Source organism: Streptomyces pilosus (assembly GCF_014649835.1).
GTDB lineage: Bacteria > Actinomycetota > Actinomycetes > Streptomycetales > Streptomycetaceae > Streptomyces > Streptomyces pilosus.
This window is the reverse complement of sequence record NZ_BMTU01000003.1, coordinates 318,219-331,279: the sequence shown is the minus strand read 5'-3', so window position 1 is coordinate 331,279 and position 13,061 is coordinate 318,219. Positions and strand designations below refer to the sequence as shown.

At 75.8% G+C, this 13,061-nt stretch carries 13 protein-coding genes; 5 read left to right on the top strand and 8 right to left on the bottom strand.

Annotated features, from left to right (window positions below):
• Positions 1-59: 59 nt before the first annotated feature.
• Positions 60-1,763, bottom strand: coding sequence for a glycoside hydrolase family 13 protein (locus IE118_RS09815; protein WP_189557368.1), 1,704 nt, complete (start codon positions 1,761-1,763; stop codon positions 60-62).
• 147 nt (positions 1,764-1,910) lie between these two features.
• Positions 1,911-2,894, bottom strand: coding sequence for a nucleoside hydrolase (locus IE118_RS09810; protein WP_189557367.1), 984 nt, complete (start codon positions 2,892-2,894; stop codon positions 1,911-1,913).
• Between the two features lie 179 nt (positions 2,895-3,073).
• Here IE118_RS09810 and IE118_RS09805 point away from each other — a divergent pair, with 179 nt between their 5' ends.
• Positions 3,074-3,874 (top strand): hypothetical protein, encoded by an 801-nt coding sequence (locus IE118_RS09805; protein ID WP_189557366.1) that lies wholly within the window; start codon positions 3,074-3,076, stop codon positions 3,872-3,874.
• Positions 3,875-3,895: 21 nt separating this feature from the next.
• On the opposite strand, the gene IE118_RS09800 is transcribed toward IE118_RS09805, so the two are convergent.
• The 3 genes from IE118_RS09800 to IE118_RS09790 all read right to left on the bottom strand — a co-directional run bounded on the left by IE118_RS09800 (position 3,896) and on the right by IE118_RS09790 (position 6,439).
• Positions 3,896-4,171 carry a hypothetical protein gene (locus tag IE118_RS09800; protein ID WP_189557365.1) on the bottom strand — a complete coding sequence of 92 codons (276 nt, stop codon included), beginning with the start codon at positions 4,169-4,171 and terminating at the stop codon, positions 3,896-3,898.
• Between the two features lie 70 nt (positions 4,172-4,241).
• On the bottom strand, positions 4,242-4,994 hold the full coding sequence (locus tag IE118_RS09795) for a GAF and ANTAR domain-containing protein (protein ID WP_189557364.1): 753 nt from the start codon (positions 4,992-4,994) through the stop codon (positions 4,242-4,244).
• 101 nt (positions 4,995-5,095) lie between these two features.
• Positions 5,096-6,439 (bottom strand): helix-turn-helix domain-containing protein, encoded by a 1,344-nt coding sequence (locus IE118_RS09790; protein ID WP_189557363.1) that lies wholly within the window; start codon positions 6,437-6,439, stop codon positions 5,096-5,098.
• 97 nt (positions 6,440-6,536) lie between these two features.
• Between IE118_RS09790 and IE118_RS09785 the strand changes: the two genes are divergently transcribed.
• On the top strand, positions 6,537-6,704 hold the full coding sequence (locus IE118_RS09785) for a hypothetical protein (RefSeq protein WP_189557362.1): 168 nt from the start codon (positions 6,537-6,539) through the stop codon (positions 6,702-6,704).
• Between the two features lie 89 nt (positions 6,705-6,793).
• Here IE118_RS09785 and IE118_RS09780 read toward each other — a convergent pair whose 3' ends face one another.
• Both IE118_RS09780 and IE118_RS09775 read right to left on the bottom strand, forming a co-directional pair.
• On the bottom strand, positions 6,794-7,873 hold the full coding sequence (locus IE118_RS09780) for a hypothetical protein (protein ID WP_189557361.1): 1,080 nt from the start codon (positions 7,871-7,873) through the stop codon (positions 6,794-6,796).
• 67 nt (positions 7,874-7,940) lie between these two features.
• Positions 7,941-9,149, bottom strand: coding sequence for a PP2C family protein-serine/threonine phosphatase (locus IE118_RS09775; protein WP_189557360.1), 1,209 nt, complete (start codon positions 9,147-9,149; stop codon positions 7,941-7,943).
• Between the two features lie 134 nt (positions 9,150-9,283).
• Between IE118_RS09775 and IE118_RS09770 the strand changes: the two genes are divergently transcribed.
• The 3 genes from IE118_RS09770 to IE118_RS09760 all read left to right on the top strand — a co-directional run bounded on the left by IE118_RS09770 (position 9,284) and on the right by IE118_RS09760 (position 12,225).
• Positions 9,284-9,724, top strand: coding sequence for a hypothetical protein (locus tag IE118_RS09770; protein ID WP_189557359.1), 441 nt, complete (start codon positions 9,284-9,286; stop codon positions 9,722-9,724).
• A 529-nt stretch (positions 9,725-10,253) separates the two neighbouring features.
• The gene (locus IE118_RS09765; RefSeq protein ID WP_229846733.1) at positions 10,254-11,180 is read left to right on the top strand and encodes a hypothetical protein; all 927 of its coding nucleotides are present in this window, start codon (positions 10,254-10,256) and stop codon (positions 11,178-11,180) included.
• A gap of 43 nt (positions 11,181-11,223) precedes the next feature.
• Positions 11,224-12,225: an endonuclease/exonuclease/phosphatase family protein gene (locus IE118_RS09760; protein ID WP_189557358.1), complete on the top strand. Its 1,002-nt coding sequence runs from the start codon at positions 11,224-11,226 to the stop codon at positions 12,223-12,225.
• A 32-nt stretch (positions 12,226-12,257) separates the two neighbouring features.
• Here the strand turns inward: IE118_RS09760 and snpA are convergent, their stop codons facing one another.
• Positions 12,258-12,944: a snapalysin gene (gene snpA / locus IE118_RS09755; protein ID WP_189557357.1), complete on the bottom strand. Its 687-nt coding sequence runs from the start codon at positions 12,942-12,944 to the stop codon at positions 12,258-12,260.
• Between the last annotated feature and the right edge of the window lie 117 nt (positions 12,945-13,061).

Here is a 13,061-nt window from a genome sequence, read left to right as displayed (position 1 = left end):
GTACGGGTGCCCACCGCGGCCGCCCCGGCGCGGCGGGCACCGGGGCGGAGCGGCACGGTTCAGCGGGCGAGCCAGGCCGTGGTGTCGGGGGCGAGGCGGCCGTCCTCCAGGGGGGCGCTGGTCAGCAGGACCTCACCCGCCGGGAGGGGCACCGGGGCGGCGGACAGGTTGGCCACGCAGCGCCAGCCGTCACCGCGGTCGAACTGCACCACTCCGGCCGGGGCGTCCTCCGCCCAGGTCAGCGTCTCGCCGTCCAGCAGTTTGCGGCGCAGTCGGAGCGCCGTGCGGTAGAGCTCCAGGGTGGAGCCCTCCACCCCGTCCTGCGCCTCCACGGCGTACTCCGCGAAGGACGGCGGCTGCGGCAGCCACGCGCCGGCCGATCCGAAGCCGTACGAGGGGCCGTCCGTGGTCCACGGCAGGGGCACCCGGCATCCGTCGCGGCCCTTGCGCACATGGCCGGTCTGTTCCCAGATGGGGTCCTGGAGGACCTCGGTGGGCAGGTCGGCGACCTCGGGCAGACCGAGTTCCTCGCCCTGGTAGACGTAGGCCGAGCCGGGCAGCGCCAGCATCAGCAGGGTGGCCGCGCGGGCCCGGCGCAGACCGGCTCCGGCGTCGACGGCGGGGGCGTGGCCACCGGACAGCAGCCAGGCGTTGTCGTCGGTGCCCGGCGGGAGCACCAGCCGGGAGGCGTGCCGGACCACGTCGTGGTTGGAGAGCACCCAGGTCGCCGAGGCCCCGACCGCGTGGGCGGTCGCGAGGGAGTCGGCGATGACCCGGCGGAGCGCGTCCGCGTCCCAGGGGGTCTCCAGGTACTCGAAGTTGAAGGCCTGGCCCAGTTCGTCCGGACGGGCGTACAGGGCGCGCCGCTCGCCGGGGATCCAGGCCTCGGCGACGGCCGTCCGGGGCGGCGTGTAGGCGTCGAGGATCTTGCGCCAGTCGCGGTAGATCTCGTGCACCTCGTCGCGGTCGTAGAACGGGTGGGTGCCGGGCGCGAAGTCGGTGAGGGCGGCTTCACCGCCCGCCGCGTGGTCGCCGAGGTCGCGCAGCGGCTCGCTCAGGTCCTTGACCAGGGCGTGCGCCACGTCGACCCGGAAGCCGTCCACGCCCCGGTCGCTCCAGAACCGCAGGGTGGTGCGGTGGTCGTCGCGGACGTCCTGGTGGCCCCAGTCGAGGTCGGGCTGCTCGGCGGCGAACAGGTGCAGGTACCACTGCCCGTCCGGCACCCGCTGCCAGGCGCTGCCGCCGAACACGGACTGCCAGTCGGTGGGCGGCAGCTCGCCCCGTTCGCCCCGGCCGTCGCGGAAGACGTAGCGGTCGCGGGCGGGCGAGCCGGGACCGGCGCGCAGCGCCTCCTGGAACCAGACGTGCTGGTGGGAGGTGTGGTTGGGGACGATGTCGACGATCACCTTCAGGCCGAGCCGGTGGGCCTCGCGCACCAGCGCGTCGAAGTCGTCGAGGGTGCCCAGGCGCGGGTCGACGTCGCGCGGGTCGGCGACGTCGTAGCCGCCGTCGGCGAGCTCGGAGGGGTAGAAGGGGCTCAGCCACAGGGCGTCGACGCCGAGGGCGGCGAGGTGGGTGAGGCGGCGGGTGATGCCGCGCAGGTCACCGAGTCCGTCACCGTCGGCGTCGGCGAAGCTGCGGGGGTAGATCTGGTAGACGACGGCCTGCCGCCACCAGTCGGGGTCCCGCGAGGAGAGGTCGGGCGTGGCGTCGGGTGCGGGGTGGGGCGGCAGGGCGTCGGAGGGGTTCGGGCGATCGGTCACGCGGTCTCCTCTGGGTGCGTGCGGGTACCGGCGGAGAATCTGTCCAGACCACCGTAAAAGCGAACGCACCGGCAGCGGGGAGCCATTCCCTGGGCATGTGGCGTACGGCGCCGTTCACCCGCGCCGGGAGGGGGAACGGGTGTCCGATCACACGGCGGGGCGTTCGACCGTCGTCAGGTACAGCCGCACGTAGCGCTCCACGTCCACGTCCAGGCCGACGTCCACCAGGGGCTGCTCGCGCACCCCCTCGTGGAGTTCGGACTCGCCCGCGCGGGGGCGGCGGTCCACCACGGTCTGGCCGCGGGCCGGACCCGGGGCGAGACCGACCTCGACGGGGAGGCGGTGGGTGGTCAGGCCCTCCGGGTCGGCGACCGCGCACAGCGCGCCCGCGTCGCCGAGACCGCCGGCGTCCTCGGCGGGGTCGTCGGGTCTGCTGCCCGGGTGCGCCGGCCGGTGGGCGAGCAGGTCGCCGGCCAGCCGGGTGCCCGGTTCGGCACTCGCGCGCAGCCGCCGCACCTCGGCGCCCGGGACGACGACCCGGGTGAACACGTCCAGGCCGTACATGGTGATCGGCACGCCCGCGGTGAGGAGGATCGCGGCGGCCTCCGGGTCGTGCCACACGTTGAACTCGGCGACCGGGGTGGCGTTCCCCACGCCCGCCGCGCCGCCCATGAACACGATCCGCCCGATGTTGCGGGTGACCTCGGGGTGGGTCCGCAGCAGCAGCGCGATGTTGGTGAGCGGGGCGGTGGGCACGAGGGTGACCGGGCGGGGCGAGGCGAGGATCTCGCGGCGCAGCAGGGTCACCGCGTCCACCCCGGCCGGGGCGCGGCGCGGGGCGGGCAGCCCGAGGTCGCCCATCCCGTCGTGGCCGTGCACGTGGCGGGCGGAGCGCGGCTCCTCGATCAGCGGCCGTTCGGCGCCCCGCGCGACCGGGACGTCCGGCGCGCCCGCCCGCTCCAGCACGGTCAGCGTGTTGCGCACGACGCCGTCCACGTCGGTGTTCCCGGCCACGCAGGTGACGGCACGCAGGTCGATCCCCGGATGGCGTACGGCGAACAGCAGGGCCAGGGCGTCGTCGACCCCGGTGTCGCAGTCGATGATCACCGGGACGGGCTGACCGTCGGTCACGGCGGTGCTCCTTCCGAGGGCGGTCCTGCCCCGTGACCCTACGCGGGGTTCCCGGCCGCGGCGCCGCGCGCTCCGCCGCTCACCCGGACGGCCCGCCGCGCTGGTGACGCGGCCCGCCCGGTGGTGGCGTAGGGGCACGGCCGCTCGTGGACGGCCCGGTCCCCCCAGGAGGCACCCCGATGACCCATGCCCCGGCCACCCGTGTCCTCCTCGCCTCCGCCCTGTCGGTGACGGCCCTGTTCGCCGCGGGGTGCGTCGCCGACGACCGGAACGTGCCGCGCGCGCTGCCGGAGGCCGTCTCCCAGCCCCCCGAGCCGTCCCGGTCCGCCTCCGTCCCGGCCGGCGAGCGGCCCGCGCCGTCCCCGCCCGCGCTCAGCGAGGCGCAGCTGCGGGAGGCGCTGATCACGGACGCGGACCTGGGGGAACCGTGGATGATGAGCCGGGGCGCGGCGACCTGGCGGGACGGACTGCTCAAGGGGACCACGGACGACCCCGACTGCCGCCGCCTCCTCGACGTCCTCTACACGGAGGAACTGTTCGGCACCCCGGCCGGCCCGCGCGTGACGACCACCCTCGACGACGCCTACAACGACACCCAGCTGCGCTATCAGATCGCCGCGTACCGTCCCGCCGACGTGGACCGTGCCCTGGACTGGCTGGGCACCCTGCCCGAGAGGTGCGAACGCTTCGAGACGAGGACCCCCCGGGCCGGCACCCAGCTCGTCGAGGTGGCACGGCTCCCGCTCCCCGGGGCGGGCGACGCCCGGGCGGCCGTGCGCCTGCGCATGACCGGGGAGGCGTCGGACGGGGCACCCACCGTCCTCACCCTGAACCTCGCGGCGGTCCGCGTCGGCGAGGACACGATCACCCTCACCAACGCCGGCTTCGGCGCGGTCCTCCCGGAGGTCACCCAGGCGGTCACCCAGCTCGGCGCGGACCGCCTGGCGGAGGTCGGCCGCCAGGAGCGCCTGCGGATCTGAGCGGCGAGGGCCCGCCGCCGGTCAGACCAGGCGGTCCACCGCCTGCTTGGCCTCCAGCAGGTCCGCGCCCGTGGTCTCGCGGTACAGCTTGATCGCCTGGACCTGCTTGCCCGCGCGGACGAGGCCGATGATCTCGTCCTTCCCCGGGATCTCCTCCTCCAGGCCCAGGTGGCCGAGGATCAGGTCGAGTTTGCGCTCGACGCGGACGGCGCGGCGCTCGGCGCGGGAGAGGGCGGTCTGCAGGGTCATGACGCCGGCGATCACGAGGCAGGTGAGGAAGAGAATGGCTATGTCCATGGTCCCGCAGCGTAGTTGGCGTCCGTACGCGCGGGGCGGCGCGCAAGGGACGGCTGCCCGGCGGGTGTTGTCACCGGGTGTCGAAGCGCCGGCGGTGGGAGACGACGTCCAGGGCGACCTCCAGCGCGGTACGGCCGTGGGCGAAGGCGTCGCCGCGGAGCCGGGCCAGTGCCTCGTCGGCACCGACACCGAGCTGGGCCATGATCATGCCGACGGCCTGGTGGACCCGGTCGTGATCGGCGGCCAGCCCGCTCAGCCAGGGTTCGTCGCCGTCGGGCAGGCCGTACGGCAGGTCCATCAGCGCCGAGGTCATCGCGTCGGCGACGAGGCCCGCCACGCCCAGCTGGCGGTCGGTGAGCACGCCGGGGGTGTCGCGGTAGAGGTCCAGGCTGCCGAAGCAGGCGCTGCCGCTGCCGAGGGGCAGCGCGTAGACGGCCCGCACTCCGGTGCCGAGCGCCTGCTGGGCGAAGACCGGCCAGCGGTCGGCGCCGTCGGCGGCGGCCAGGTCGCGGACCAGGACGGGGCTCCCGGTGTCCAGGACGTGCCGGCAGGGCCCGTCGCCCAGCGTCGCCTGCAACGCGGCGAGACGCGCGGCGTACGGGCTGGAGGCGGCGAGGTGTACGGGCATGCCGGAGCCGCGCAGCGACACGCTCGCGCCGTCCACCGGCACCAGGGCGACGGCCGCCCCGCAGAGCCGGCCCGGCACGGCGGCGGGCCCGTGCTCGCGCAGCCCCGTCGTGATCGCCTCGGCGACCTGCTCGTACACCCCCCGCTCGGCGCCCCGGCCGTCCGGGTCGCCCCCGGAGTCGTCCGCGGGTCGCACACCCCTCGCCTCCCGTCACGTCCGAAGCGCCCCCCGACTACCCCTGCGCCCATCCGGCGAAACAGGCCGGGTCCGGGGCGGCCGGTGTCCGGGGTGCCGGGTCAGAGCTGGGGCTGGGCGGGGGCCGGGCCCAGGGTGGTGGTGCCGGGGGCCGTGCGGTGGCCCAGGCCGGTGCGGTAGGCGTCCAGGGCCGCCTCGACGCGGCCGCCGCGGCGCAGCAGGTCACCGAGGAGGCGGCACAGGTCGGCCAGGTCACCGGCGGCGCCCGCGCGCTCCAGCAGGCTCAGCGCGCGGACGTAGTGCTCCTCGGCCTCCTCGGTCCGCCCGGCGTCCTCGGCGATGATGCCGAGCAGCCGGTGCGCGGCCGCCGCGTGCACCGCGCCGCGCTCGGGGGACAGCCCGCCGAGCACGCCCCGCAGCAGCTCCGCCGCCTCCCCGGAGCGGTCGCGCCGGTGCAGGACGTCCGCCAGCTCCACCGTGAGCTGGCTGCTGTAGAGGGCCGCGCGGTTCGCGGACAGCATGTGCAGCGCCTCCCGCATCTCGTGCTCCGCGCGCTCCAGCTCGCCGTTCTGCGCGTACACGTACCCGCGCATCCAGTGGCAGTGGGCCAGCTCGGTGCGCAGTCGCAGCCCCCGGTACAGTTCCGCCGCCTTGGCCAGCGAGGCGTCCGCCTCGGCCAGACGGCCCTCGGCGAGCAGGGTGCGGGCGACGGAGCGGTGCATGCGCGCCACCAGCGCCGGGTCACCGGCCTGCGGCGCCAGGGCCAGCGCGAACTCCGCCGCCTGCGCGGCCCGCGCGTGCGCGCCCATGTCCATGTACGGCCCGATCGCACCGGAGTAGAGCAGCAGCAGCGCGTCCGGGTCGTGCAGACCGCTCCGGTTCAGCTCGTCGAGGGTGGACTCCAGCAGGTAGACCGCGTACCGCAGCTCACCCGCCAGATAGTGCGCGACGGCCCGCCCGCGCAGCGCCGGCACCCGCGCGGTCAGCGGCGCGTCAGCGAGCCGCGCCTCGGCCCGCTCGAAGTACCCGCGCCCTTCCTCCAGTTCACCCGTCTCCAGGCAGCACTCCCCGAGTCCGAGCAGGGCGGCGGCCTGTTCCTCGGCCAGCCCGTGCGTCTCCGCCTCGGCGAGCAGCCCGGTGTACTGCTCCACCGCGGTCTCCGCCGCACCGGCGGCCAGCGTGCGCTGCGCCTCGGTCAGCCGCAGCCGCAGCTCGGTCACCAGCCGGGCCGGACGTCCGGTCGCCAGTTCGTCGAACTCGACTCCCAGACGGTCGGCGAGATGCCGCAGCGCCTCGTCGGAGGGGCGCACCCGGCCGGCCTCCAGGGTGGAGACGTACGCGGGCGTGTACACCGGCTCGGCCAGCTGTTTCTGGGTCAGTCCACGCGCCACGCGCAACCGCTGCACCCGGCGTCCGATGGTCCCCGGCTCGTCCCGATCCCCCATGCCAACTCCCCCAGCGCCCCTTGCCGTTCGTGTCCGGCAGCCCCTAGGTTAAACCGCGGATTAAACGTGCTTAACCCGTCGCTGTTGCGAGGTCGCCGTGCTGGAACGCACACGCTCCGCCGAGCGTTACGCCCGAGGCTTCGCCGCGGCCGTCGCCGCGGTCGCGGCGCTGGTCCTGGCGGCGAACGCCGGCCCGGCCAGAGCCTCCGCCGACCCCGCACCGGACCGACAGACCACGATCCCCGCCGAAGCGACGGTCCGCTAGGCCCTGTCCGGCGGACGAGTCGGAGGGTCCGGGCCCGACCGACGGCTGCGGCGCCGTGCGACGCGGCCGGCGCCCGGGGGCCGTGCGGGTCAGGGCTGTGTCTGCAGCTGCCGCAACTGCCGTCGCACGTGGGCCAGCGCGCCCTCCTGCCGGCCGGGGACCCGGCCGCGGAGTTCCGCCAGCACCACGCCCAGCTCACGGGCGCGGACCGGATCACCGATCCGGCCCCACTGGTGGTGCGCCCGGTCCACGGCCGCCTCGACGGCGGGCGCGTCGGCCGGCTGCCCGGCGGCCAGCCGTGCCGCGGCCACCGACAGCCAGCTCCGGCAGCTGCGGGCCGCGTCTCCCGCCAGCATCGCCAGGTCCGCCCGGACCTCGCTCCAGTGCAGCGCCTCCTCGGAGCCGGGCCCGTGGGCGAGGCCGGCCGCCTGTTCCAGCCGCGCGGCGAGCGCGTCGGCGTCCGCGTGCCGGCCGGAGCGCACGGCGGCGGTGACGGCCGCGTGCGGATCGCCCGGGAGGGGCCCGTGCCGCGCCAGCAGCAGGTCCCGGCCCGCGCTCTCCGGGGCGATCCGCGTCAGCGCCAGCCGGTGCAGCTCCTCCTCCGGCGGCCGCCGCCCGCTGCGCAGAATCGTCGCGACCGCCTTCATGTACTCCGGTGCCGCGACCGCGCGCCGCGCCGGCGGCGGTGCGACGCGACCGTACACGGCGGCGTCCCGCCCGCAGTCCAGCGGGAACGCGCCCGGCGGCCCCGGCGCGCACAGCGACTGCCAGCTCTCCGGGTCGGCGTGCAGATCGAGGACCAGGGTCGTCGCGCCCGCCGGCCGCAGCCGCAGCTCCTCCCGGAACCACTGCCAGGGCAGCGCCGTGTACCGCACCGTGGACGGCGTCGTACGGGCCAGCGCCAGGTGCGGCTGCCGCTGCCGGCGGTCGAGCTGGAGCTGGCCGGTGACGTACACGGTCAGCGGCCCCGGTGCGGCGGCCGCCGCGCGCAGCCGGGTCAGTACGGCCTGCGGCTCCAGCGGGTCGGCGAGTTCGACCACGTTCGCCGTGTCCGTGCCGGACAGCACGGCGGGCGGCACCGCGGCGAGGACCGGGAGCACGGACGCCGCGTCGACCAGCCGCCCCCGGCCCAGCGGCGCGGCCGCCAGCAGCAGCACGGTTCCGGGCATGGTCCCCTCCCCCTGTCGATCACCCACGGCAGCACGGTAACGGCTGCGGCTGCAAAGGGTGGGGTCACTACGGTGAACGTCCCCCTTCGTGCCCTTCGCGCACCGCCGGGAGGGCCCGCCGCACCGCGAAGGCGGTGGTGTCGTCGGCCAGATGTCCCTCGCAGTGCCGCAGGGTGCCGTCCCGAACGAAGTTGGCCAGCCGGGCCGGCGCGGCGATCCGCGGGTCCGCCGACACCGCGCGGGTGAGCTGTTCGGCGAGCCGGTAGAAGCGGCCGTCCGCGTCCCGGGCCTCGGTCACCCCGTCCGTGACCACCAGCAGCGTCTCGTCCGTGGCCAGCGGCACCCTGCGGCTGTGCGGCACCCCGGGCGCGAGGTCGCGGTAGCCGAGCGGCAGCCCGCCCGTGACCGGCAGCATCCGCACGCCCGCGGGGCCGACGGCCAGCGGCGGCTCGTGCCCGAACACGATGACGTCCACGACGTCACGGCGGTCGGCCGGGAAGCCGAGCAGCACGGCGGTGGCGAACCGGTCGCCGTCGTTCCGGCCGAGCGCCGTGGTGTACTCGCGGTGGCGGAGCATCCGCGTCTCCAGCCGGTCGGCGACGGACGACAGGTCCGCGTCGTGGTAGCCGCCCTCGCGGAACGCGCCGAGCAGCACCGCCGCCGTCTCCACCGCGCCCAGCCCCTTGCCCTGCACGTCACCGACGAACACGCGGGTGCCGTGCGGGCCCGGCTGGATGTCGTAGAAGTCGCCGCCCACGCGGGCGTCGGCGTCCGCGGTGAGGTAGATCCCGGCGTGCTCCAGACCGCCCCATCTCTTCGGCAGCGGCCGCAGCACGGTGCTGCGGATGGTGTCGGTGACGTCCCGCATGTGCAGCGCGCGGCGCTCGCCGCGCACCCGCACCGCGCAGGCCAGGGTGGCGAGGACGCCACCGGCGGCGACGAGGATGAAGTCCGGCAGCCCTGCCTGGAACTGGTGCGGCCAGGCGCTGTCGACGACGCTGTACACGACCATCGCCAGCACCGCGTACAGGGCCGTGCCCCACACCCCGCAGATGGCGGCGGCGATGCCCGGCACCAGCACGATCCAGGAGAGGATGCGGAACTCGCCGGTGGTGTTGTAGTCGGCCACGGCGATGGCGACGAGCAGCAGCAGCGGGGGCACCCAGGCGACGCTGCGGCCCCTGACCTGGAGCATCTCGTGCCGGTGCACGACGTCCCGGCGGCCGGCCCGCGGGTGCCGGCCGGCCAGGCCGTGTCCCGCGCTGCCCGGACTCATCGACCCCAGCGAAACACGGGCCGGGACGGCCCGCATCCGGTCCCGGCCCGGCGCCGGATCCGCGCGACCGACTTGCCGACGCGGCCCCGCGGGTGTGCTCTGGAAGCCGGGGGTGAGGAGAGAGGAGTGCTCACATGGCGCACGCGGCACCCCGGAACCGGGCAGCGATCGAGCGGGGCGGCACGACGGACCTCTTCAGCCGGAAGGCCCACCGGGCGGCCGTGATCGCGCTGCCCGTCGTCCTCGGACTCGTCTACGGCTTCTGGGCAGCCGCCAACCGGCGTTACGGCGGGCCCGTCACCGGCTGGAACCTCCTGTTCGGGTTCGTCACCGCGCTCGTCTTCGCCGTGGTCCTCATCGCGCTGCTCACACTGGCGCCGAAACTCCGGAGGGAGATCCACGCGGTGGTCTGGGCCGCCTTCTGCGGCATCGCGGTCGCCTTCCTCTTCAGTCAGTCCGGCGCCAGCGTCCTGCGGGGCGCGGCCCTGGGCCTGGCGGTCACGGCCGGCGTCTTCGCCATCATGTTCTACCGCTTCTACACCCAGGAAGACGCCGAGGGCCACCGCATCCGCTGACCTCCGCGCCGTACCCTGGCGGGCGGCCCCGCCCCGGGGGCACCGCGCGCGCAGGCCCGCCTCCCGGCCGCCCGCACCGCACCTCCGGTGACACGCTCCGGAGGTGCGGTGACACGCTCCGGAGGTTCGGCGGCCCGTCCGGACCTTCGGTGGGCCGTACCGGAGATCTCCGGTGCGCCGGTCCGGACCTCCGGTGGCCCGGACCGGATCTCCGGTGGCCCGGACCGGATCTCCGGCGACCCGCACCGGACCTCCGGTGGCCCGCTCCGGATCCACGGCGACCCGCACCGGACCTCCGGTGACCCGCGCCGGGACCCGCAGCGGGACCTCCGGTGACCCGCTCCGGATCCACGGCGGCCCGCACCGGACCTCCGGTGGCACGTTCCGGGTCTCGCACCGGAACCTCCGGTGGGCCGGCTCAGGCCCTTCGGCCGTTCGCCCCCCGGGGACCCGTGCGGACGGGTCCCCGGGGCACCCGTACGCGCCCCAGCACTCGCGCGCCGGGCCCTCACCCCGTTGCCTGGGAAGCGTGCCCCTCCGCGACGCCCTCTCCGCGACCCTCCTCGCCCTGGCCTGCCTCCTCGCCCCCTGCGGCACCCTCGCCGCCTGGGCGACCCTCGGCCTCGCCGACACCGGCCGCTACGTCGACACCATCGCCCCCCTCGCCACCGACCCGGCCGTGCGGGACGCGGTCGCCGACGCCGTGGACGACGAGGTCGTCCGCACCCTGGCCCCCGCACCGGCGAACGCGGACACCGGCACCGACGCCGCCCTCACCTCGTTCGTCCGCGACGCCGTCCACTCCTTCACCCGCACCGAGGCGTTCCGCACCGCCTGGGAGGCGGGGAACAGAGCCGTCCACGACGCGGTCCTGCACGCCCTGCGCGACGACACGGCACCCCGGGGCCCGGTCACCGTGGACCTCGCCCCCGTCACCGCGCAGCTGAAGCAGCGGCTCGCCGCCGACCGCATGCCCTACGCCCACCGCATCCCCGTCGAGCACACCGCGGTCCCGGTGGTGCCGGCCGAGGAGGTGGCCGGACTCCGGAAGGGGTACCACGTGCTGGACGCCGCCGCGTTCTGGCTGCCGCTCGCGACGGTCGTCCTCGCCGTCACCGGGATCGCCGTCGCCGCCCGCCGCCGCCGCGCGCTCACCGCCACCGGCCTGGGCACGGCGCTGGGCGGCGCCCTGCTGGCCCTCGCGGTCGCCGTCGGCCGCCGGCTCACCCTCGCCGACCTGCCCGACCGCCTCCACCGCCCGGCCGCGGCCGCGATCTACGACGCCCTCACCGCCACCCTGCGCACCGCGTCCTGGCTGCTGCTCGCGCTGGGCCTGACGGTGGCCCTGGTCTCCTGGCTGGCCGGCCGCCACGCCGCCCGGCGCGACGCCCCGCCACCGGTGGCCGCCCCGGACGGCCGTTTCCGGCAACCGCCCGCCACGCTCCCCGGTCCATGAGGGAGGATTCGGGCATCGCACCCGCGAGCGGAGGACCGGAACCTTGGACACTGCGACTGCCGACCCGACCGTCACCGACGACGCGCGGGGACGGCGGCCCGGGGGAGGGCGGCGGTTCGGCACCTGGTGCGCGGCGCTGCTGTTCGCGGGGGTGAGCACGGTCGTCGGCTGCCGCGTCGCGGACACCGACGGTGTCACGCCGGTGCCCCAGCTGCTCGCCTTCCTGCCCTGGCTGCTCGTGCCCACCGCCGCGGGCCTGCTGTTCACCGTGCTCGCCCGCTGGTGGACCGGCGCCGTGTGGGGTGTCGTCCTGCTCGGCCTGCTGGCCTGGTACATCGAGCCGTACGGGAAGACGGGCGACCCCTCCGGGCCGCCCGTCGCCGAGCTGCGGGTGCTGACCTCCAACGTGGAGTTCGGGCAGGCCACCGACGCGCTGATCGACGCCGTGCGCCGCGAGACGCCGGACCTCGTGTTCGTCCAGGAGTGCGAGTACACGTGCGACGCGGCCCTCAAGCGGGAGCTGGCGGCCACCCATCCGCACCGGCGGGCCGTGGAGGGCGGCGGGTCCGAGGGCTCGGTCATCCTCAGCCGCCACCCGCTCGCACCCACCGACGGCGTCCCCGGCACCATGGGCATGCCCGGCGCGCTCGCCGACGTCGACGGTCACACCGTACGGCTCCAGCTCGCCCACCCCATGCCGCCGCTGCCCGAGCAGGTCCGCCTGTGGCAGCGGGAGCTGGACCGGCTGCGCGACGCGGCCGCCGCCGGGGCGGACACCCCGGCCGTGTTCGCCGGGGACTTCAACGCCACCCAGGACCACGCCGCGTTCCGCCGCATCCTCGACACCGGTCTGCGCGACGCGGCCCGCCTTGACGGCGCCGACCGCACTCCGACCTGGCCGACCCGCACGACCCCGGCGTTCGGCGCGCAGATCGACCACGTCCTGGTCTCCGAGCACTTCACCGCGACCGGGGCCCGCTTCCTCGACCTCCCCGACACCGACCACCGAGCCCTGCTGGTCGACCTGACCCTGCACCGACCCTGACCCCGGCGGACCGTGCGGCGACCGGCGGGCGCCTACCGCGCGGACTTCTGCAGCGCCTTCTCCGCCTCGTCCAACGCCGCGGCGAACCCGTTCGCCCACAACTGGTTCACCCGGGACCGCTCGGCGGAGTTGGGGTACGCGTTCGTGCACGACGGCCCGGGACCGCCCCCGGACATCAGCTCACTGCACGGCCCCGAGTAGCGGTCCGGCAGCCCCAGCACGTGCCCCGTCTCGTGCGCGGTCACCCGCGTGGAGTTGTAGACCTGGTTCTGCCGGTAGTCGAGGAAGATGTACCCCCGCCCGTGCCCGTCCGTCGACGCGTACGAACCGCGCGAGTCGTTCCCCTCGCGGTACGAGAAGTCGGCACCCGACGTGCCGGCCTGGAGTCTCACGTTGGAGACCGAGCTGTTCCAGATCTGCGTGCTGCGGGCTATCTGCGTGGCGAACGACGGCGCGCGGGAGGCGTTGTAGACGACGGTGACGGCGGCGGCGCTCGACGGGTTCGCGGCCCGCTTCTCCGCCGCCGACTTCAGCACGGCCTCGAAGAACGCACGGGTGGCCGCGGCCTCCTCCGAGGACCCGTCGTACGCGGCGAACGAGGGCGCCGCGTCGAGGGGAGCGGGAGCGGCGGCCGCCGGGGCCGCGCCGAGACCGAGAGCCGTGACGCTCAGGCCGGCGGCGGCGAGGAAGGACAGGGGCGTGCGCAGACGTGTACGCATCGATGACTCCTTCGGTGGGGGTGAGTCACGTGTCATCGGTGAGTGTCCGCGCCGCTCCGGCGGCTGTGATGATGGCAACCGCTGATAGGACCGCGCTATCGCCGCACTCCGGCCAAG